Origin of the sequence: Acetobacterium sp. (assembly GCF_036508315.1) — a bacterium.
In the GTDB taxonomy this organism is placed as follows: Bacteria; Bacillota; Clostridia; order Eubacteriales; family Eubacteriaceae; genus Acetobacterium.
Genome location: NZ_DATCHP010000070.1, coordinates 13,134 through 33,694 on the forward strand (window position 1 = coordinate 13,134; position 20,561 = coordinate 33,694).

The following is a 20,561-nucleotide window of genomic DNA, read 5'->3' on the forward strand; positions in this document are numbered from 1 at the left end:
TAAAATTCATAGTCAATTCTTTATTATACTCATCATAATCTCTATTTTATACTTTTTTAAAATTAGTGTCAAGAAACAACGCCCATACTTCCATTATATTTTTAAGATTAACCCGAAAAGAACCCCATAATAGAGATTCTTTTTGGATTTTCGTTACTTATTTCGTTTTAAAGAACATTCATTCCTTCAGCTTCGTTTTGGTCGATGTCTTCTTTGATTTTTTCCTCTGGCTGACTTTCAATCTTATCCAAAGCATTTTTTGCTCGAATTTCTTTTTCGATGGCATCTGCTACCTCGGGATTGGCCATTAAAAATTCTTTTGAATTATCTCTTCCCTGTCCTAAACGCTGTTCCATGTAAGAGAACCATGAACCTGATTTATCCACAATTTCAAAAATAACCCCAACATCAAGAAGATCACCCTCTCTTGAAATACCTTTGCCATACATAATATCAAATTCAGCCTGTTTAAAAGGTGATGCGATTTTGTTTTTGACAATTTTTGCCCGGGTTCGATTCCCGACCATTTCTGTACCTTTTTTAAGAGTTTCAATTCGGCGAACATCAATTCTTACCGAAGAATAGAATTTTAGTGCACGTCCTCCTGAAGTTGTTTCCGGATTTCCATACATCACCCCAATTTTTTCTCTTAACTGGTTAATAAAGATCGTCGAAGTATTTGATTTTTTAATAACGCCTGCCAGTTTTCTTAATGCCTGTGACATTAATCGTGCCTGGAGTCCGACATGGGAATCCCCCATTTCACCGTCAATTTCTGCCCGTGGCACCAAGGCAGCCACGGAATCAATAACGATGACATCAATGGCATTACTTCTTACCAATGCTTCGACAATTTCCAATGCCTGTTCGCCGGTATCCGGTTGCGCAACCAGAAGATTGTCAATATCAACACCCAGAGCTTTGGCATAAATCGGATCCAGAGCATGCTCAGCATCGACAAAAGCTGCATTCCCACCCATCTTTTGAGCTTCAGCAATAATATGAAGGGCAATGGTTGTTTTACCTGAAGATTCAGGTCCAAAGATTTCTATAACACGTCCTCGGGGAACCCCGCCAATACCAAGGGCAATATCAAGGCCGATGGAAGATGTCGATATGAAATCAATATCAAGTTTTGTTCCTTCGTCTCCCAGGCGCATGACCGCACCTTTTCCAAAACTTCGTTCAATATTTTTCAGGGCAGCATCCAGTGCTTTTTCTTTATCAGTCAATTTCTCATTTGTTTTTATTTTTTCAGCCATTTGCAACCATCCTATTCGTTATTAAGAACATTCGTTCTACCTCTATTATAGTTAACTTACTCACCTTTGTCAACAACAGACTTTCGAATAAGATGAAATACTTTAGTTGCTGTTTTTTGCTGAACTATTTTTCGATCACCTTTAAAATGCCACTGGGTTACTTTTGTATTTCCTTTATAATTCAGCCCTATATAAACCAGGCCGACCGGTTTTTCTTCGGATCCTCCTTCAGGTCCGGCAATGCCGGTAACAGAGACTGCCAGGTCCGCCCCGGATATTTTCTGAAGGTTGTCGCACATTTCCCGGGCGGTTTCGGGACTGACAGCACCAAATTTTAAAAGCGTATTCTCACTAACATGAAGAATCTTTTGTTTTGCTTCATTTGAGTATGATACAATCCCCATGCCGAAGACTTTTGAAATTCCGGATATTTCAGTCAATTGCGATGCGATTAAGCCACCCGTACAGGATTCTGCAGTGGCAATGGTCACATTTTTTTCAATTAATAATTTTCCAACTGCTTCACTCAGGGAATCTCTGGAAAATGTAAAGATATTCTCACCGAAACGCTCAATCATGATCGCTTCATACTTATCCAATAACCCATTGATCACTTTTTCATCATTGCCATTGGCGGTAATCCGAATCAGCACTTCTCCCATTTTTGCATAGGTGGCAATGGTTGGATTTTCCTGAACATCAATAAGGTCCAGTAATCGATCTTCGGCGGCTGATTCTCCGATGTCAGATAAATTATAATATCTGGAAACAACCAGCTTGTTCCGGTCTTTTTTAATTAATTTTAAAACAGCTCCTTCAAAAATACCCATCATTTCTCTCGGTGGGCCCGGAAGCAAAATAATTGTTTTTCCCTGTTCTTTAATCATTATTCCCGGTGCCGTCCCCCCTGGGTTATGGAGTATTTCAGCCGCTTCCGGAATAAAGGTTTGTTTGAGATTATTATCAGTCATCACAAATTCCCGATTTGCAAAATACTGCAGTAAATCTTCTTTAACCTTTTCATCCTGAATTAATTCTTTTCCGAAAAGATCTGCAACCACTTCTTTTGTTAAATCATCCTGGGTTGGTCCAAGACCACCCGTTGTGATCACCAAATTGCTTCGCTCCAAGGCGATTTTTATAACATCTTCCAATCGTTTGGGATTATCCCCAACGGTGGTATGATAAATAACCCGGATCCCCAGTAAAGAGAGCTCCCTCGATAAATACTGAGCATTGGTATTAAGAGTATCCCCGACTAATAGCTCGGTTCCAACTGATATGATTTCACATTTCATTGTTTGATTCCTTTCAAAGAGGTTTTCATTGTAATATCTTGTTTATCAACTTATTTTCACGACCAACTACATTGAACGGAATACTTTTTTATTAATGATAAAATAATCAACGCCGGAAAAAATGGTTAAGACTAGTGCTATATAAATCATAATCATATCAGCAGGAAAATTAATTAAAGCGAATGGCCAGTTGTTAAACAGAATAATCACGATGGCAATCATCTGTGACATTGTTTTTGCTTTTCCCCATTTACTGGCTGAAATCACAATACCGTCTGATGCGGCCAGGGTTCGAAGCCCTGTAATGGCAAATTCTCTGGCAATGATGATAATAACGATCCAGGCCGGGACCGACCCCAACTCGACAAAGCATATGAGTGCAGAACACACCAACAGCTTATCCGCTAACGGATCCATGAACTTCCCGAAATCTGTTACCAGGTTTCGACTCCGTGCCAGGTAACCATCAAGACTGTCCGTTAATGCGGCAATAATAAAAAGTGCCGCAGCAATGGGTTGATGAAATGGAAAATCAATTAATAAAGCGGCAATGAAAAAAGGAATCATCAGCATTCTAAGAACCGTAATTTTATTTGGTAAATTCATTTTCAATATCTCCTATCAAATCATATTCGAGTGCATTAACAATCTTTACCGGATAAAAATTTCCGATAGTAAGTGAGGCTCCCTTACTATCCACAATGACTGAGCCGTCGATTTCAGGGGCATCTCCGTAACATCGACCCATATAAGACTCCTCATCAAACTCTTCAATGAGAACCTTTAAAACTTGTCCCAGGTGCTGTTGATTTTTTTCAAGAGAAATTGCCTGCTGGATCATCATGATCTCTTTAAATCTCGCATCTTTGATATCTTCTGAAATTTGGTCATCAAAAGATGCCGCCGGGGTATCTTCTTCCTGAGAATATTTAAATGCTCCTAAATGGTCAAATTTCAATTCTTTTATGGCTTCCAGTAATGCTAAGTGGTCTGAGTCGGTTTCTCCTGGAAAACCTGTGATAATGGAAGTTCTCAAAACCGCATCAGGAATAGCATCCCGGATTAAAGTGGTGATGTCCTTTATTTTTTGCAACGACATTTTTCTTCCCATTCGTTTCAGGATATCATCAACGGTGTGTTGCAGCGGGATATCGAAATAGTTGCAGATACTGTCATATGACCTGACAACACCCAGTAATGCAGGTGTAATTCCCTCCGGATACAAATACATCATTCGAATCCACTCAAAGTGAGTCTCTTTTGCTATTTTTTCCAGTAAACCGGGTAAATCAAACCCTTCATTGAGATCTGCACCATAAGGTGCGATATCCTGGCCAATTAAGATAACTTCTTTGATACCTTTTTCCTGCAGGTAGGTTAATTCATTGAAAATATCCTGAATCTTTCGACTCCGATACTTTCCTCTGATCTTCGGAATAATACAATAGGTACAGCCATGGTCACATCCTTCGCTGATTCTTAGAAAAGCAGTGACAGACCCCTCTGGGATATAACGTTTGACGTCAGAAATACACTCTTTGTCCAAGTCACCCATGTATTTAGTATGATCAGAGCCTTCAAAATTATTCAAAAGATCAATGATATCATCAAAATGACCGACGCCTAAAAATCCATCAATTTCATGAATTTCTTCGTTTAATTCTGTATGGTAGCGTTCTGCCATACAGCCGGCCACAATCAAAATTTTACAAAGCCCGCTTTTTTTATATTCTGCATATTCAAGAACATAATCAATGGATTGCTCTTTGGCTTCCTGAATAAAACAACAGGTGTTGACAATAATAATTTCCGCTTTTTGAGGATCTTCTTGAATGCTGTAGTTCTTTTCCTGGATAAGCCCCAACATGAGTTGCGAATCAATGGTATTTTTATCACAGCCTAATGTTGTCACATGAATGGTTTTATTTTTCATTTTTCACCTACTCCCGACTATTATATTCATCTTGAGAAACCAATAATTTTCGTGGTTTACTGCCATTGGGGCCTGAAATAACCCCACGTTCTTCGAGATCATCAATAATTCTTCCGGCCCGGGCATATCCTACCTGTAACTTTCGCTGTAGCATTGATGTTGATAACTGATTATATTCAAAACCAATGGTGATTGCATCATCAATGAGCGCATCCCCTTGTCTGGTTTTTGTTTTGACTTCCGGTTCTTTTGAAATGGCTTCTTCAATGGCAGGATCGTATTGGATGCCTTTTTTGATTTCCACGGCGTCAATCACCGCATTTATTTCTGAATCCGACACATAGGTACACTGTACCCGGGTTGGCTTGGATTGCCCGACAGGAAAATAAAGCATGTCGCCCTTGCCAAGAAGTTTTTCAGCACCACCCATATCTAAAATCGTTCTAGAATCCGTATTGGATGCGACTGAAAAAGCAATTCTCGATGGAATGTTGGCTTTGATCAGTCCGGTAATAACATCCACTGATGGCCTCTGGGTAGCAATGATTAAATGGATACCGCAGGCCCGAGCCAGTTGAGCTATCCGGCATATGGCATTTTCAACTTCTTTGGGTGAAGTGGCCATCAGGTCTGCCAACTCATCGATGACAATGACAATCCGGGCTAGTTTTTTTTCACCCTGTGTCGTCATCAATTGATTATAACCTTTTATGTCTCTCACATTATTATTCTTGAACAATATATAACGATCGGTCATTTCCTTCAGGCCCCAATTAAGAGCATAAGCAGCTTTTTTAGGATCCGTTACAACTGGAATAAGTAAATGTGGAATGGCATTGTATTGATTTAATTCAACCATTTTAGGGTCAATCATAATAAATCGCACTTCATCCGGTGAAGATTTGTAGATTAGGCTGACAATAATACTATTAATGCATACGCTTTTCCCGGAACCTGTGGCTCCTGCAATGAGCATATGGGGCATTTTTCCAATATCCCCAATCACACTTTCTCCCGAAAGTGTTTTTCCAAGTGCAAAGGTCAATGGACTTTTACTATCGATAAATTTAGGTGTGTCGATGATCTCTCGTAAACCAACAATTTCTGAAACATCATTGGGAACTTCAATTCCAACCGCTGCTTTTCCTGGAATAGGGGCTTCAATTCGAATATCAGAGGTTGCCAGGGCCAGGGCTAAATCATTGGATAGACTGACAAACTTGTTCACCTTTACTCCGGGGTCAAGCTGAAGTTCAAAACGGGTAATGCTGGGTCCAACGTTGACCTCAATTATTTTTGCCTTAACCCCAAAATTCTTAAGTGTTTCTTCGATTATTTTTGCTTTTTTCATAACATCATCTTTTTTGGATTTCTTTTTTACCACTTGGGGATTCAAAAGGTCCATGGACGGAAATACATAATCCGGTGTCATTTCTTCGATCGTGATGTTTTCAAGATTTATGAGTTTTGTTTCTTCTTCGTTTTTATTTATCATCTTCGTTTCATCATTATTTTTGTTTGTATTTTTGTCTGCCACCCCGGCCATTGGTTCAATCGGGTTAAGAAAATGCTCATTGATTTTCATCGGCGTTGTCTCTTGATTCGCAATTTCTTCTTCAGTGAAACCAAAGGGATCACCGAAGGGTTTCTTTTTTTGACCCTTATCTATTTTATTTGCTGATTCAAAAAAAGATTTATTTTCATTAATCTGAAGTGGTTCAAATAATGAACCGTCATTTATTAAATCACTGACCGGTGGTATCATCGTTGTCTCTGAGCTATGATTTTTTGTAGCTTTGACTTCATCTTTAATTCTCTTTTTATCCTTGGCGATTTCAATTTTTTCTGAAATACGCTCGTTTAATGAAGGTGCATCTTTATTCTTTTCCTTGATATATTCCCAGTATTTTTTCAGACTGTTTTTAAAGATAATAACTAAGATAATAATTGAACTAATCAATATAATTAAAACGGTTCCGTTGGAAGAAAATAATTTCACGAATAAGGCTGCCAGTAAGATACCGATAATCCCACCGTATTGACCATATTGGGCTAAACTAAAGAGTTGTAAAACACTATATCCTGAAAAATCAGGAATGTAAATACTAAAGGCAATCATTATATTGATTAATAAAATAGCGATCAGGAAAAAATTTCGGGCCCAATCTTCAATTTTATTCAGACAGAATAAAACGCCGAGCACAAAGAGATAAAGTGATACAAAAAGTAAGGGTACTCCAAAACAATAGATAAATCCCTGTTTCACAATGTTTCCTACCACTCCACCGCCAAAAATATAGGCAAAAGCCGAAAATATTCCGATGGCAATGAAAAATAAACCTATCACTAAGTTATTATTAAATAGCTTTTTAGTTGAATTGCTTTTTTTGCGGCGTCCTGGTGTTTTTCTTTTTGTTTGATTTTTAGAATTACTTTTTTTTACGGCCATTATTCTCCTCTAACTTTAATTAAAGATATAATAAAAGGTGCAGGTAATACCTGCACCTTGTGATTATTTTATAATACTACGATTGGAAAGTGGTGCAGCATTCATTGAAAATTTAATTTTCATGGTTAAGCTTACTTTAAACTATGTGATTAGAACGATTAAATTTTATTTTCCTGAGTGACCAAAGCCACCAACCCCACGGTCACTGCTTTCTAATGCTTCAATGGTATTAACTTTTGAAAAATCTGCTTTAATATACTCTGAAAAAACCATTTGGGCAATTCTTTCACCTGGCTGAAGTTGATAAGGTTTATCAATTAAAACTATCACAAGAACCTTAATTTCTCCACGAAAATCGGAGTCTATGGTTCCAATACCATTAACCAGAGAAAGACCATGTTTAAGAGCTAAACCGCTTCGTGCTCTGACTTGGGCTTCAATTCCAACCGGTATTTCAAGAAATATGCCGGTTGGAATCTGGTAAACCTGATGTGGGTGCAGTAAAATCATTTCACTGAGGTTTGCCTGTAAATCAACTCCTGCTGATCCCACTGTCTGGTATTCAGGAAGAGAATGTTCTGAATCATTGAATATTTTTATTTTACATGTTTTCAAAATAGTCACTATTCCTTAGGCAGCATAGCCTTACGAGATAAGTTAATACGACCCTGGCCATCAATTTCCATGACCTTAACGAGAACTTTATCGCCAATATTTACAACATCTTCAACAGCATTGACACGTTCGTTGGCAAGCTTTGAGATGTGAATGAGGCCATCTTTATCACCTGGTATGGATACAAACGCGCCAAAATTCATAATTCTTACAACTGTACCAGTAAAGACTTCTCCAATCTCAACTTCACGTACAATATTTTCAATGATTTCTTTTGCCTTATTACCTGAAGCAGTATCCAAGGATGCGATGAACACTCGACCATCATCCTGAATATCTATCTTAACTCCGGTTTCATCAATAATTTTATTGATTACTTTTCCGCCGGAACCAATAACATCTCTGATTTTTCCAGGTTTAATCTGAAGAATAATAATACGTGGAGCATAGGGTGATAAATCAGCTCGTGGTGCTTTAATTTCTTCATTCATAATACCTAAAATATGAAGTCGACCGATTCGTGCCTGTTCCAGTGCTTCGGTTAATACTTCTTTGCTGATACCATCCACCTTAATATCCATTTGGATAGCGGTAATCCCGGCTTCGGTTCCAGCAACTTTGAAATCCATGTCTCCCAGGGCATCTTCCATTCCCTGGATATCTGAAAGAATTGCAAGTTGGTCATTTTCTTTTATGAGACCCATTGCAATTCCTGCAACCGGTGCTTTTAATGGTACACCAGCCGCCATTAGTGAAATGGAACTGCCACAGACACTGGCTTGTGAAGTGGAACCGTTTGAGCTGAGAACTTCTGAAACCACCCGAATGGCATAGGGAAATTCTTCCTCTGAAGGGAGCATTGGCATCAATGCACGTTCTGCAAGGGCACCATGTCCAATTTCACGTCGTCCGGGACCTCTGGATGGACGTGCTTCACCGACACTATATGAAGGGAAATTATAATGATGAATATATCGTTTTGAATTATCATTGGACAAACCATCAAGAATTTGAACATCCTTCAAGACTGACAATGTCACCACTGATAAAACCTGGGTTTCGCCCCGGGTAAATAAACCAGAACCATGGGGTCTGGCAAGATAATCAACCTTTGCAGAAATGGGTCGGATTTCATCCGTCTTACGATTGTCAGGACGAATGCGATCTTCAAGAATAAGACGTCTTATTTCTTTTTTCAAAAGGGAACTAAAGACATCATCAATTTCATTTCCCTGGTTTGGATAAATTTCGGAGAAATGTTTTCTAATGAGATCTTTTGTTGCATCGATATTTTCCAGTCGTTCAAGCTTATCAGCTGTTTTAACTGCACTTGTCAATTGATCGCCTAAAAAGGCTACAACTTCTGCCTTCATTTCTTCGGTAGGTATAAAAAGAACATAATCTTTTTTTGCTTTTCCTACAGCAGCGATGATTTCTTCCTGGAAAGCGCATATTTTTTTAATTTCTTCGTGTGCCAGTAAAATTCCGTCAAGCATAACTGCTTCAGAAATTTCATTTCCACCGGCTTCAACCATCATAATGGCATCTTTTGTTCCAGATACGATTAAGCTGAGCTCACTGAGGTGGCGTTGTTCTTCATTAGGGTTAACAATGTATTCTCCATTAAGGTATCCTATTTCAACAGCTCCAGTTGGACCATTAAAAGGAATATCTGAAATGGATAATACGATGGATGAGCCAATCATTGCAACGATTTCAGGGGCGTTGTCCTGATCAACTGACATAACTGTCGTTATAATTTGGACATCATTTCTAAATCCCTTAGGAAAAAGCGGTCTGATGGGTCGATCAATGAGTCGGCTGCTTAATATTGCTTTTTCAGTTGGTCGGCCTTCACGTTTAATAAAACCACCGGGAAATTTCCCTACTGAATATTGTTTTTCTTCATAATCGCAACTTAAAGGGAAAAAATCCATACCTTCACGTGGTTTCTTAGAGGCTGAAGCCACAGCCAAAATTTCTGTTGTACCATATCTAATCATGGCAGCGCCCTTAGCGAGTTGGGCAACCTCACCAATTTCCACCCGGAACGGACGACCAGCAATTTGTGTTTCAAAAATATTCATTTTTTCTCACTTTCTTTTTTTTTTAAAAAAAAGAGGCGGAATACTCCGCCCCAGATTATTTTCTTAAGCCTAATCTTTGGATTAGTTCACGATATCGATTGATAGCTTTACCTTTAAGGTAAGTTAAAAGTCTTCTTCGCTGTCCAACAAGTTTTAATAAACCACGGCGTGAATGATGATCTTTCTTATGGATTTGAAGATGCCCATTAAGGTCATTAATTCTTGCAGTTAATAGTGCAATTTGAACTTCAGGTGATCCAGTATCACCCTCGTGTGTTTTGTAGTCTTCGACTACTTGTGCTTTTAATTCTTTGCTAATCATTTTAAAATCTCCTTTTTGAATAAATTATCCATAGACTGAGAATTTTGTTGGAGTATCAAAAAACTAAGAGAATGGAATTAACTTAGTAATCATAGCATAAATGGCATGGAGTGTAAATGGATTTAATTAATATAATGTTCTCTCACATACTCTATGTCATCTTTAATCTGTAAAATTAATTCATTAATATTATTAAATTTAATCTCATTGCGAATTTTTTTCTTAAAAACAATTGTAATTTCATCCCCATAAATATCTTCTTCAAAATTAAAAATATAAGTTTCAATGCTAAAGGGATGCTTTTCAAAAGTTGGATTAAACCCTAAATTGGTAAGACCATAAAAGCATTCACCCTTATGATAAACATAAGTAAAGTAAACCCCGGTATTTGGCAAAACAATCTTTTTCTGTAGTTGCAGGTTTGCGGTTGGAATCCCATATTGTCGACCAAGACCCTTCCCTTCAACAACTTTTCCGGTTAATGCGTAGTCCCGGCCCAAAAATGTTTTTACCTCTTCTACCTGTCCACAACTGATCAATTCTCTCACATAAGAAGAACTCACTCGATTTTTGTCAACTATGCATGGTGGTACAATTGAAACTGTAAATCCGTATTTCTCGCCCAGGGCTATTAAATCTGCTGTTGTTCCCGTTCCTTTATATCCAAAATTATAATTAAAGCCCACCACAATTGTCTTTACCTTATATTTCTTTAAAAGATAATCCACAATAAATTTCTCCGGGGTAAGCTTCATGAGTTTTGAATTAAAAGCGTTTAAAAAAACATAGTCAATTCCCAGTTCAAGAATCATAGCTTGTTTTTCATCATTTGAAGTAATTAACCAAGGTGAATATTTCGGGAAAATCAATTCTAATGGATGCTCTTTGAATGTCACGACACCTGTTTTATATCCCTTGGTTTTTCCGATATTAATTGTTTCATTTAAGAGGGCTTGATGCCCCAGATGAACACCATCGAAAAAACCAAGGGCTAAAACAATTTCGTCTCCCTTGTATGCTAGTTTTTTCATTATCTGCCTCACAATAGTTTTACTGGTTTTACATAGGCATCTTCTTCACTTGGGTAAAAAGAACCCATGCCCACTAATTCGTTGTCAACATATAAACGCAATATTTCTGATGGAAGATACGTATCAAAAGATTCAACCGCATTCCATTGGTAAAGCTTATTCCCATTGATCAGAAATTTTTTACCTTGTTCATTGGCGGTAACACGTCGATACCGGTCAAGGGAATATTCCATGGAAAATATGAAATCATTCAATTGATTTCCGGCTTCTTTTTCTTCTATTTCAGAAAGTTTATGCGCTGTGTCAATTGTGAAATCACCAACCTTATGGCGAAGCAAACTACCCATGCAACCATAGGAACCAAGAGCCATACCGATATCCCGGCACAACGATCGCACGTACGTTCCTTTTGAGCAGGTGATCATCACTTTTGCACTTTGTTTTTCCTCTGAGAAATCAAGAAGCGTCAGTTTTGATACATAAACAGGACGAAATGGTATTTCAACGGTTTCGCCATTTCTTGCGTAATGATACAGCTTTTTTCCATTAATTCTTATTGCTGAATAGATAGGCGGCTTTTGCATGATATTTCCGGTGAATTGGTTTAATACTTTTCTAAAGGCATCATCAGTAACCTTTGATCCGCCATCCTTAATAACCTTTCCGGAAATATCAGCAGTATCGGTTTCAAACCCAAGAATCACTTGAGCTTCATAGGTTTTTTCATGCTCTATGATGTATTCAACCATTTTAGTGGCTTTTCCAATACATAAAACGAGAACGCCTTCAGCATCAGGATCAAGAGTACCGGTATGTCCTATTTTTTTTGTTTTCAGAATTTTTCGTGCTTTAAAAACAACATCATGGGACGTCATCCCTTTTTCCTTGTAAACATTGAGATACCCATTATACTCAGTCAATTAAATCACACTGGGTTTGATAAACATCGAGAAGATCTTTTTTCAAAAGGTCAATATCTCCGCTAAAACTAAATCCTGCTGCACGTTCATGACCGCCACCACCATATTTTAAGGCAACCTTATGTATGTCAAAAGGAGCTTTTGCTCGAAGGGATACCCGATACTCACCTTCTTTAACTTCTTTCAAAAGTGCAGTAATAATGACACCACTGGTGTTTTGGCCGATATTTGCAACATCTTCACTAATATTCAGTGTCCCACCGTAGCTTGTAATGGTATCATGATCCAGAACCATTATTGCAATGGGTGTATCTGTCATTATCTCCAAAGAGTGTATTGCAGCACCCGTCATTTTCATTTGGCAAAAATTTTTCTGGCTATGCAATCTTTTTGACAAAGGTGCAAAGTCTGATTTAATCATGTATATTTCACTAAGAATTGTATGCGTATCTGCAGTAACATTTGAAAACTGAAAACTTCCAGTATCTGTAGAAATCCCTGTAAAGACAGCATCTGTAATTTCTTCACTTATCTTAACGCCCAATTTTTTTATGATACGAAATACAATTTCAGCCGTTGCTCCTGTAATTTCCACAAAATTAAGATCGCCGAAACAATTATTGCTTTTATGATGATCAATAACCATGTTTGCCTTCGCCCTGGGAAATGGTTCAGGCTTGAAAGAAAATTCGTAACTGGAGCAATCCAGAAAAATAATAATGTCATATTCGTCCTTTAAGGATTGATTAAAACACTTAATCTCTGGAAAGAAAAGTAATTTTTCTTCAATAGGCATTTCAATATAATAATCAACAGATTTGTTCAACTCTTTTAATCCTTTTCCCAAGGCAATAGCTGAGCCGATTGCATCTCCGTCAGGTTTTTGATGTAATAAAATAAGAAAACTATTGTTTTCATTTAAACATTCAATAATTTCATTCGGAATCTTCTTCATTTGATTCCTTCAACTTTTTCTTATCCTCTATGTCTTTTAAAATAGATTCGATGTGCATTCCATATTCAACAGAATCATCAATTTCAAATACTAATGCGGGAACAGAATGGACTTTTATGACTTGACCTAGACTTGATCTTAAAAAACTCTTTGCATTGTTCAAAAGATCAATCACTGCCTTTTTCTGAGCTTCATTTCCAAAAACACTGACATAGACCGTCGCTGTTTTTAAATCTGTGGTTGCCTTAACACTGGTAATACTTAAATTACTGTCTGTGATCCGTGTATCTTTCATTTTATGAATAATGATCAAACTCAATTCTCTTTGAATTTGTCCATTAATTTTTTCACTGCGATGTGATGCCATTATTTTGGCCTCCTTCATTATGAAAGAAAAACAATTGTTTATCTTTCAATTTTTTCCATGGTAAATGCTTCAATAACATCACCAGTTTTTAGATCGTTGTAATTTTCAATACCAATACCGCATTCATATCCGGTACTGACTTCTTTAACATCATCTTTGAAACGTTTTAAAGATTCAATTTTGCCTTCGAACACAACAATTCCATCTCTGATAATTCTAATGTCATCGTTTCGATTGATTTTCCCATCAGTAACATAGCAACCGGCAATTGTACCAATACTTGGAATCTTAAAGACTTCTCGTATTTCAGCATTTCCCAGAATTTTTTCACGATATTCTGGTGCCAGCATGCCTTCCATCGCTTTTTTTATGTCATCAATGGCATCATAAATTACACGGTATAGACGAATATCAACTTCTTCAGTTTCTGCCAATTTCAATGCATTTTTATCAGGTCGAACATTAAATCCAATAACAATAGCATTGGATGTGGATGCAAGCAGAATATCGGTTTCGTTAATGGCACCAACCGCACCATGAATTACATTGATTCTCACTGAAGCATTGTCCAGTTTTTCAAGGGATTGAATAATGGCTTCAATAGACCCCTGGACATCAGCTTTAATAATAATGTTAATATCCTGAATATTACCATCCGTAATTTGGCTAAAGAGATCATCCAAAGAAATATTTGTACGACGTACTTTTTCGCCTTTTTGAAGTTCCTTGCGTTTTTCTGCTAATTGTCGGGCTTCTTTTTCATTTTCAAGAACAATAAAATCGTCTCCGGCAACCAAAATATCAGAAAGTCCTGAAACTTCAACCGGCACTGAAGGCCCTGCTTTTTTAAGACGCTTTGACTTATCATCAACCATGGTTCTTACCTTACCATAAGTTGTACCTGAAATAATGGAATCTCCTACATGCAAAGTTCCCTGCTGAACTAATAGTGTTGCTACTGGGCCCTTGCCTCTTTTTACCTGGGCTTCAATGACACTCCCTCGAGCTTCACGTCCGGCGTCAGCTTTTAATTCTTCCATTTCCGACATCATGATGATCATTTCAAGCAAGCTGTCTATACCTTCTCCTGTTTTAGCAGATACAGGCACAGCGATGGTTTCACCGCCCCATTCTTCTACGACAAGATTATATTTGGTTAAATCCTGTTTGACACGATCAGGATCAGCACCTGGTTTATCAATTTTATTAATAGCAACTAAAATCGGAACACCGGCTGCCTTAGCATGATTAATGGCTTCTACTGTTTGTGGCATAACGCCGTCATCTGCAGCAACAACCAGAACCGCAATATCCGTAATTTGAGCCCCACGCGAACGCATTGCTGTAAAGGCTTCATGACCCGGTGTATCAATAAATGTAATTGATTGATTTTTAACGTTAACCGTGTAAGCCCCAATGTGCTGGGTAATCCCACCTGCTTCACTGGACATAACATTTGTTTTACGAATGCGGTCAAGAAGAGATGTTTTACCGTGATCGACATGTCCCATAACAGTAACAACTGCCGGACGTATGGTTGCATTATCAGTTTCTTCTTCGTCATATTCCTCAAGGATTTTAGCAACAACATCCTCGATTTTAATGGCTTCAACTTCAAAACCAAATTCTGAAGCAACAAGTGAAGCCGTATCAAAGTCAATTTCCTGGTTTATACTGACCATCGTACCAGCCATCATTAATGTTTTAATGATATCAGTAACATTTATTTCAAGAATATCTGCAAGTTCTCCAACGGTAAGAATTTCAGGAATTTGATAGACTTGGTTTTCCTGAACGGTTTTCTTTTTTTCATCCTTTATCCGTTTATAAACACTTCTTGCTGTTTTCTCTTTTTTAGTGTGATCTCGTGTTTTGGGTTGAGATCCCTGGTTTCCAGAACCCGGGCGCTTTTTGTCTCCGGGTTTTTTAAACGAACCTCCGGAAGTATTTTTACTTTTAACAGGTTCTTTCTTAGTAGTTGTTTCCTGTTCTTTTTTTTGTTCCTGAGTTTCATTTTGAACAGCCTTTACTGGACTTTTCTCTTGAGAACCAACAGGTACGTTTTTTTCTGCATCCCTAAAATATTTTTCCTTATCAAACTTTTCTTCAAATTCAGAAATTTGTTGTTCAGTTAGGGCGCTCATATGGTTTTTTACAGGAATATTGTGTTGATTTAAAATGGCTACGAATTCTTTACTTGGAATATTATATTTTTTTGCAAAATCGTATACTCTTAATTTTGACATATTATTCCTCCCTTCAAATTTTATGTATTTATTTAGTAATTATTTTTTCAGCGAGTTGCTGTCGCACACTTTCGACGACTTCCTTCTCCACTTTTCTTTTAAAAGCCCGTTCCAGATAATTTTTATTTAAAAATTGATTAATGCACTCTTCGGATTTGCACAAATATGCACCACGACCATTCGCTTTTCCAGTAGGATCATAGAAAATATGTCCGGAATTATCTGAAACAATCCGTAATAAGTCACGTTTATCATATTTTGAATGGCATATGACACAGGTTCGCTGTGGAATTTTTTTCATATTCAACCTCTCTAATATTGACAATGAGAATATTATATCATAACAAAGCTAAAATATTGATTAAACGATTAAAATTCCAGTTCAAGCTCGTCTTTCAATTCCATTAAAATATCTTCAGAGCTTTTTACAGGTTTTTCGGGAATCATAGGATCGCCAACATAAGTGAGTTTGCTTTTTATATCAATTTTCCAACCCGTCAGCTTTGCAGCCAGACGAACGTTTTGACCTTCTTTTCCAATGGCCAATGAAAGTTGATAGTCATCAACAATAGCTATTGCCGTTTTATCTTCCTTATGAGGAATGACTCTTACAACCTTTGCAGGACTCAAAGCATTGGCTATATATTCTTCAATATGTTCGCTCCATTTAATGACATCAATTTTTTCATTGGAAAGCTCATTGATAATATTTTGAACCCGGACGCCTTTTTGGCCAACGCATGCTCCTACCGGATCAATGCTCGGATCATTTGCTTTAACCGCAACCTTTGTTCTTGAACCTGCTTCTCTGGATATTGAAACAATGTCAACAATACCATCAAATATTTCTGGCACTTCTGATTCAAAAAGGCGTTTTACCAATCCCGGATGAGTTCTTGAAACATTAACCTGGGGACCTTTAGTTGTCTTCTTAACCATTAGCAAGTAGACTTTTATCCTCTGGTTAATTTCATAAGTTTCACCCAGTGTTTGTTCAGAGGGAAGCATTGCCGCTTCAAGTTTTCCAACCTCAACATAGACAATTCCTTTTTCAATACGTTTGATGATACCTGTTAAAACTTCGTCCTGTCGTTCAAGAAAATCGTTATAAATAATATTTCTTTCTGCTTCTTTGATTCGCTGGATGATTAATTGCTTGGCATTCTGTGCAGCAATTCTACCAAAATCTCTTGGCCGTACTTCTTTCCTAAAAAGATCGCCAACTTTATAGTTAGGATCAACTTCTCTTGCTTTTTCAAGTGAGATCTGATAAAGATCATTTTCCGGAACTTCCATAATTTCTTTCATTGCAAAAACTTGGATATCCCCTTTTTCGCGATCTATATTAATTTCAACATTTTGGGCATTACCATAATTTTTTTTATATGCTGTGGTAATAGCCGCCTCAATTGCTTCAATTAAATCTTCTTTATCAATTGATTTCTCTTCTTGAATTTTATCTAGAGCTCTGATAAACTCCGGGTTCATAATTTTTTCCGCCTTCCATATTATTCAGGTTTAGGTTGAGCTTTGAAATTCAACTCATCCAAAACATTTGCTTTAGCTATTTTATTATTATCCATATGAATAATCTCACCGGTTTCAAGTTCAAGAGAGAGCGACTCACTGGTATAAGATTTTAAAATCCCAGAGTAGTCTTTCTTTCCGTTCAATGGCGCAAAGAGATGTATGGTTATTTTTTTATTAATATTTGCCACATAGTGACGTTCTTTCTTTATCGGACGATCTATTCCCGGAGATGAAACTTCCAGAAAATAACTTTGTTCAATGGGGTCACTTTCATCAAGAACATCACTGATCGCTCGACTGACTACTTCGCAATCATTCATTGTTATACCTTCATCCAAGTCGATAAAAAGTATTAAGAACCAATCCTTACCTCTTTTTTCGAAAATAAGATCTGCCAACTCATAGCCGAGAGATTCTACAGCCGGAGTAATTAGTTCTTCTAATAAAACTTCTCTTGAAACTTTTTTCATAAAATCTCCTTTTTGTCTGAATTACTATGAATTACCTTTGCGGTAAAAATAGTTAAGAGTGGGTTACCCCACTCTTAATGAAATTTTATTGAATTGTACCTACAATTAATAAATTCATATCTCATAAAAACAACTACACTTCTAAAATTTCTGCTTCCTTATCTTTTAGAATGAGTTCAACGTTTTTAATCTCATCATCTGTAAACTTTTGGATTTCTTTTTCACCTTGTTTTAAGTCATCTTCAGTAATCAAACCTTCTTTTTGGCTATCCTTTAAATCCTGGATCGCATGCCTTCGAATGTTACGGATGGCAACCTTACATTCTTCACCATATTTTTTAACAAGCTTTACCAGGTCTTTTCGACGCTCTTCTGTGAGTTGAGGAATAAGCAGCCGAATGATTTTACCATCATTTGAAGGATTAAATCCAAGATCAGATTTTAGTATTCCTTTTTCAATGGCAGGTATTGCTGTTGAATCATAGGGTTGGACAACAATCATTCTTGCTTCAGGTGTGCTGATACTTGCAAGCTGATTGAGTGCGGTTGGAGTATTGTAATAATCTACAAGTACCTTATCAAGAATTCTTGGATTTGCTCTTCCTGCTCGTAAGCTGGATAAGCTTTCATTAAGATTATTAAGGGCCTTGTTCATTTTTTCGACCGTAGTTGCTTTTATATCATTTACCATGATCTACACCTCCTGAATAATTGTACCAATTTTTTCGCCCATTATGGCACGCAGAATATTTTTTGGATCATTTAAACCAAATACAAGAATTGGAATATGATTGTCCATACATAATGATGTTGCTGTTGAATCCATTACCTTAAGACCTTTATTTAAAACCTCGATATACGTTAATTCTGTATATCGTTTCGCATCAGGATTTATTAAAGGATCTGAATCATAAACAGCATCAATACTTTTTGCCAGCAGGATGATTTCTGCATCGATTTCTGCTGCTCTTAATGCAGCTGTTGTATCCGTTGTGAAAAAGGGATTACCGGTACCTGAAGCAAAGATAACAATTCTTCTTTTTTCCAGATGCCTGATCGCTTTTCGCCGAATATAAGGCTCCGCAATCTGTTTCATTTCGATGGCTGTTTGCACCCGAACAGGCACACCCATTTCTTCAAGAACATCCTGTAAACCCAGAGCATTAATAACTGTTGCAAGCATTCCCATATAGTCAGCAGTGGACTTATCCATACCTTCACCACTTCGACCACGCCAGAAATTTCCACCACCAACAACAATAGCAATTTCTACTCCCAGTTCAAAAACCTCTTTGATTTGTTCGCAAATAGCCATTACTGTGGGCGTATTGATACCATGTCCTGCCGGACCTGACATCGCTTCACCACTCAATTTAATTATTACGCGTTTATATTTCGGTTCCAAAAATAACCCCCCTTTCTTGTGTCATACTTTCCTTTGTCATATTATATCTTAATTGTTTAAAATTTACAACGCCATTAACTGTAAAAAAAGAACACTGATGTGTCCTTTTTTTTAAACTTATGTGTTTAATTGCTTAGCGACTTCTTCCGCAAAGTTTTCAGTCTTTTTCTCTAAACCTTCGCCCATTTGGAAACGGGCAAATCGTCTGATTTTAACATTTTCACCAATGGTCATTATTTGTTCTTTAACCAGATCTTCAATGGTTAAATCTGAATTTTTAACAAAAGGTTGTTCTAGCAGACAAATTTCTTTATAGAATTTACTAATCCGTCCTTTAACCATTTTATCAACGATTTGTTCAGGTTTTCCTTCGTTTAATGCCTGTGCGCGAAGAATTTCTTTTTCTTTTTCGATTTCTTCAGCTGGCACTTCATCTTTTGAAATATAAAGAGGGTTACTTGCTGCAATATGCATGGCGACATCCTTAACGAATGTTCTAAAGCCTTCATTCTTTGCCACAAAATCAGTTTCACAGTTTACTTCTAACAATACACCAATCTTCCCACCCATATGAATGTAAGAATCTACGATGCCTTCCGCTGCGATTCTTCCTGATTTTTTATTCGTTGCAGCCAGACCTTTTTCTCTCAAAAGTGTCATCGCTGTTTCTATGTCTCCATCAGTTTCTACTAAAGCATTTTTGCAGTCCATCATTCCGGCACCGCATTTTGCTCTTAATTCTTTTACTAATTTTGCGTCCACATTTATCCTCCTGGAATTTTTTTATAAAATTATTCTGTTACTTTTTCAACAACTACAGATTCAACGGCTACAGTTTCCACAGCACTGACTACTTCAGCAACTGGTGCTGTCTGAGCAACTGGTGCTGTCTGAGCAACTGGCAGCGCTTCTTCTTCTTGTTGTTCTCCCTGACGTCCTTCAATAATCGCATCTGAAATAACAGATAAGATTAGAGCAACGGCACGGATAGCATCATCATTACCAGGAATAATATAATCAATTTCATCAGGATCACAGTTTGTATCGACGATTCCAATAATTGGAATGCCTAGTTTTTTAGCTTCCGCAATCGCAATTCTTTCTTTTTTGGTATCAATGACAAAAATCGCACCAGGGATGCCCTTCATTTCTTTAATACCGCCTAAGAATTTTTGCAATTTTTCACGTTGGCGTTTTAATTTAATAACTTCTTTTTTAGGTAAAAGAGCAAAAGTGCCATCTTCTTCCATTTGTTCTAATTCATGAAGACGATCAATTCGCTTGCTGATGGTACCAAAATTTGTTAAGGTTCCACCTAACCAACGATGATTAACACAGTAGCTTCCGCTACGTTTTGCTTCTCTTTCAATACTGGTTTGAGCTTGTTTCTTTGTTCCCACAAACAGAATTTCTTCGCCTTCTGCTGCTAATTCTTTTACAAAGTTATAAGCTTTTTCGATTCTTTTCACAGTTTGCTGTAAATCGATAATATAGATTCCGTTTCTTTCTGTGAAAATGTATGGAGCCATTTTTGGATTCCATCGTCGAGTCTGATGCCCGAAGTGCACCCCAGCTTCCAGTAATTGTTTCATTGAAACACATGCCATAATAATTTTCCTCCTAGGTTTTTTCCTCCATTCTCATCACTCAGAAAATTCGACCTGAAATCAG

Annotated in this window: 20 protein-coding genes; all 20 read right to left on the minus strand. The window is 37.3% G+C overall.

Annotated elements, in window-relative coordinates:
• Window positions 1-167: 167 nt before the first annotated feature.
• The 20 genes from recA to rpsB all read right to left on the minus strand — a co-directional run bounded on the left by recA (window position 168) and on the right by rpsB (window position 20,497).
• Window positions 168-1,262 carry a recombinase RecA gene (gene recA / locus VIK44_RS09100; RefSeq protein ID WP_414637070.1) on the minus strand — a complete coding sequence of 365 codons (1,095 nt, stop codon included), beginning with the start codon at window positions 1,260-1,262 and terminating at the stop codon, window positions 168-170.
• A gap of 56 nt (window positions 1,263-1,318) precedes the next feature.
• Window positions 1,319-2,560: a competence/damage-inducible protein A gene (locus VIK44_RS09105; protein WP_331553572.1), complete on the minus strand. Its 1,242-nt coding sequence runs from the start codon at window positions 2,558-2,560 to the stop codon at window positions 1,319-1,321.
• Between the two features lie 66 nt (window positions 2,561-2,626).
• Window positions 2,627-3,166, minus strand: a complete 540-nt coding sequence (gene pgsA / locus VIK44_RS09110) for a CDP-diacylglycerol--glycerol-3-phosphate 3-phosphatidyltransferase (protein ID WP_331553574.1) — start codon at window positions 3,164-3,166, stop codon at window positions 2,627-2,629.
• Window positions 3,150-4,493: a 30S ribosomal protein S12 methylthiotransferase RimO gene (rimO, locus tag VIK44_RS09115; RefSeq protein WP_331553576.1), complete on the minus strand. Its 1,344-nt coding sequence runs from the start codon at window positions 4,491-4,493 to the stop codon at window positions 3,150-3,152. The genes pgsA and rimO overlap by 17 nt, the downstream gene beginning before the upstream one ends.
• A gap of 7 nt (window positions 4,494-4,500) precedes the next feature.
• Window positions 4,501-6,942: a DNA translocase FtsK gene (locus tag VIK44_RS09120; RefSeq protein WP_331553577.1), complete on the minus strand. Its 2,442-nt coding sequence runs from the start codon at window positions 6,940-6,942 to the stop codon at window positions 4,501-4,503.
• A gap of 165 nt (window positions 6,943-7,107) precedes the next feature.
• Window positions 7,108-7,557: a dUTP diphosphatase gene (dut, locus tag VIK44_RS09125; RefSeq protein ID WP_331553578.1), complete on the minus strand. Its 450-nt coding sequence runs from the start codon at window positions 7,555-7,557 to the stop codon at window positions 7,108-7,110.
• Window positions 7,558-7,565: 8 nt separating this feature from the next.
• Window positions 7,566-9,644: a polyribonucleotide nucleotidyltransferase gene (locus VIK44_RS09130; protein WP_331553580.1), complete on the minus strand. Its 2,079-nt coding sequence runs from the start codon at window positions 9,642-9,644 to the stop codon at window positions 7,566-7,568.
• A gap of 55 nt (window positions 9,645-9,699) precedes the next feature.
• A complete protein-coding gene (gene rpsO / locus VIK44_RS09135; protein ID WP_331553582.1) occupies window positions 9,700-9,966 on the minus strand; it encodes a 30S ribosomal protein S15 in 267 nt (88 codons plus the stop codon).
• A 122-nt stretch (window positions 9,967-10,088) separates the two neighbouring features.
• Entirely contained in the window at window positions 10,089-10,997 is a 909-nt protein-coding gene (locus tag VIK44_RS09140; protein ID WP_331553583.1) for a bifunctional riboflavin kinase/FAD synthetase, read from the minus strand.
• Between the two features lie 8 nt (window positions 10,998-11,005).
• Window positions 11,006-11,917, minus strand: a complete 912-nt coding sequence (truB, locus tag VIK44_RS09145) for a tRNA pseudouridine(55) synthase TruB (protein ID WP_331553584.1) — start codon at window positions 11,915-11,917, stop codon at window positions 11,006-11,008.
• The gene (locus VIK44_RS09150; protein WP_331553586.1) at window positions 11,910-12,872 is read right to left on the minus strand and encodes a bifunctional oligoribonuclease/PAP phosphatase NrnA; all 963 of its coding nucleotides are present in this window, start codon (window positions 12,870-12,872) and stop codon (window positions 11,910-11,912) included. Before VIK44_RS09150 ends, truB begins: the two co-directional genes overlap by 8 nt.
• On the minus strand, window positions 12,853-13,239 hold the full coding sequence (gene rbfA, locus VIK44_RS09155; protein ID WP_331553587.1) for a 30S ribosome-binding factor RbfA: 387 nt from the start codon (window positions 13,237-13,239) through the stop codon (window positions 12,853-12,855). Before rbfA ends, VIK44_RS09150 begins: the two co-directional genes overlap by 20 nt.
• A 38-nt stretch (window positions 13,240-13,277) precedes the next feature.
• The gene (infB, locus tag VIK44_RS09160) at window positions 13,278-15,485 is read right to left on the minus strand and encodes a translation initiation factor IF-2 (protein ID WP_331553588.1); all 2,208 of its coding nucleotides are present in this window, start codon (window positions 15,483-15,485) and stop codon (window positions 13,278-13,280) included.
• A gap of 28 nt (window positions 15,486-15,513) precedes the next feature.
• Window positions 15,514-15,786 carry an RNase P modulator RnpM gene (gene rnpM / locus VIK44_RS09165; protein WP_331553590.1) on the minus strand — a complete coding sequence of 91 codons (273 nt, stop codon included), beginning with the start codon at window positions 15,784-15,786 and terminating at the stop codon, window positions 15,514-15,516.
• Window positions 15,787-15,854: 68 nt separating this feature from the next.
• A complete protein-coding gene (gene nusA, locus VIK44_RS09170; RefSeq protein WP_331553591.1) occupies window positions 15,855-16,973 on the minus strand; it encodes a transcription termination factor NusA in 1,119 nt (372 codons plus the stop codon).
• 20 nt (window positions 16,974-16,993) lie between these two features.
• On the minus strand, window positions 16,994-17,485 hold the full coding sequence (rimP, locus tag VIK44_RS09175) for a ribosome maturation factor RimP (RefSeq protein ID WP_331553593.1): 492 nt from the start codon (window positions 17,483-17,485) through the stop codon (window positions 16,994-16,996).
• Between the two features lie 133 nt (window positions 17,486-17,618).
• A complete protein-coding gene (gene frr / locus VIK44_RS09180; RefSeq protein WP_331553594.1) occupies window positions 17,619-18,176 on the minus strand; it encodes a ribosome recycling factor in 558 nt (185 codons plus the stop codon).
• Window positions 18,177-18,179: 3 nt separating this feature from the next.
• Entirely contained in the window at window positions 18,180-18,890 is a 711-nt protein-coding gene (pyrH, locus tag VIK44_RS09185) for a UMP kinase (RefSeq protein ID WP_331553595.1), read from the minus strand.
• A 117-nt stretch (window positions 18,891-19,007) separates the two neighbouring features.
• Window positions 19,008-19,652 (minus strand): translation elongation factor Ts, encoded by a 645-nt coding sequence (tsf, locus tag VIK44_RS09190; protein WP_333783804.1) that lies wholly within the window; start codon window positions 19,650-19,652, stop codon window positions 19,008-19,010.
• A gap of 29 nt (window positions 19,653-19,681) precedes the next feature.
• A complete protein-coding gene (rpsB, locus tag VIK44_RS09195) occupies window positions 19,682-20,497 on the minus strand; it encodes a 30S ribosomal protein S2 (RefSeq protein ID WP_331553597.1) in 816 nt (271 codons plus the stop codon).
• Window positions 20,498-20,561 lie beyond the last annotated feature (64 nt).

What these genes read in the sequence shown, in the direction of transcription:
- recA (WP_414637070.1), bottom strand. Translation starts at nt 1,262, where the DNA reads ATGGCTGAAAAAATAAAAACAAATGAGAAATTGACTGATAAAGAAAAA.
- VIK44_RS09105 (WP_331553572.1), bottom strand. Translation starts at nt 2,560, where the DNA reads ATGAAATGTGAAATCATATCAGTTGGAACCGAGCTATTAGTCGGGGAT.
- pgsA (WP_331553574.1), bottom strand. Translation starts at nt 3,166, where the DNA reads ATGAATTTACCAAATAAAATTACGGTTCTTAGAATGCTGATGATTCCT.
- rimO (WP_331553576.1), bottom strand. Translation starts at nt 4,493, where the DNA reads ATGAAAAATAAAACCATTCATGTGACAACATTAGGCTGTGATAAAAAT.
- VIK44_RS09120 (WP_331553577.1), bottom strand. Translation starts at nt 6,942, where the DNA reads ATGGCCGTAAAAAAAAGTAATTCTAAAAATCAAACAAAAAGAAAAACA.
- VIK44_RS09130 (WP_331553580.1), bottom strand. Translation starts at nt 9,644, where the DNA reads ATGAATATTTTTGAAACACAAATTGCTGGTCGTCCGTTCCGGGTGGAA.
- rpsO (WP_331553582.1), bottom strand. Translation starts at nt 9,966, where the DNA reads ATGATTAGCAAAGAATTAAAAGCACAAGTAGTCGAAGACTACAAAACA.
- VIK44_RS09140 (WP_331553583.1), bottom strand. Translation starts at nt 10,997, where the DNA reads ATGAAAAAACTAGCATACAAGGGAGACGAAATTGTTTTAGCCCTTGGT.
- VIK44_RS09150 (WP_331553586.1), bottom strand. Translation starts at nt 12,872, where the DNA reads ATGAAGAAGATTCCGAATGAAATTATTGAATGTTTAAATGAAAACAAT.
- rbfA (WP_331553587.1), bottom strand. Translation starts at nt 13,239, where the DNA reads ATGGCATCACATCGCAGTGAAAAAATTAATGGACAAATTCAAAGAGAA.
- infB (WP_331553588.1), bottom strand. Translation starts at nt 15,485, where the DNA reads ATGTCAAAATTAAGAGTATACGATTTTGCAAAAAAATATAATATTCCA.
- rnpM (WP_331553590.1), bottom strand. Translation starts at nt 15,786, where the DNA reads ATGAAAAAAATTCCACAGCGAACCTGTGTCATATGCCATTCAAAATAT.
- nusA (WP_331553591.1), bottom strand. Translation starts at nt 16,973, where the DNA reads ATGAACCCGGAGTTTATCAGAGCTCTAGATAAAATTCAAGAAGAGAAA.
- rimP (WP_331553593.1), bottom strand. Translation starts at nt 17,485, where the DNA reads ATGAAAAAAGTTTCAAGAGAAGTTTTATTAGAAGAACTAATTACTCCG.
- frr (WP_331553594.1), bottom strand. Translation starts at nt 18,176, where the DNA reads ATGGTAAATGATATAAAAGCAACTACGGTCGAAAAAATGAACAAGGCC.
- rpsB (WP_331553597.1), bottom strand. Translation starts at nt 20,497, where the DNA reads ATGGCATGTGTTTCAATGAAACAATTACTGGAAGCTGGGGTGCACTTC.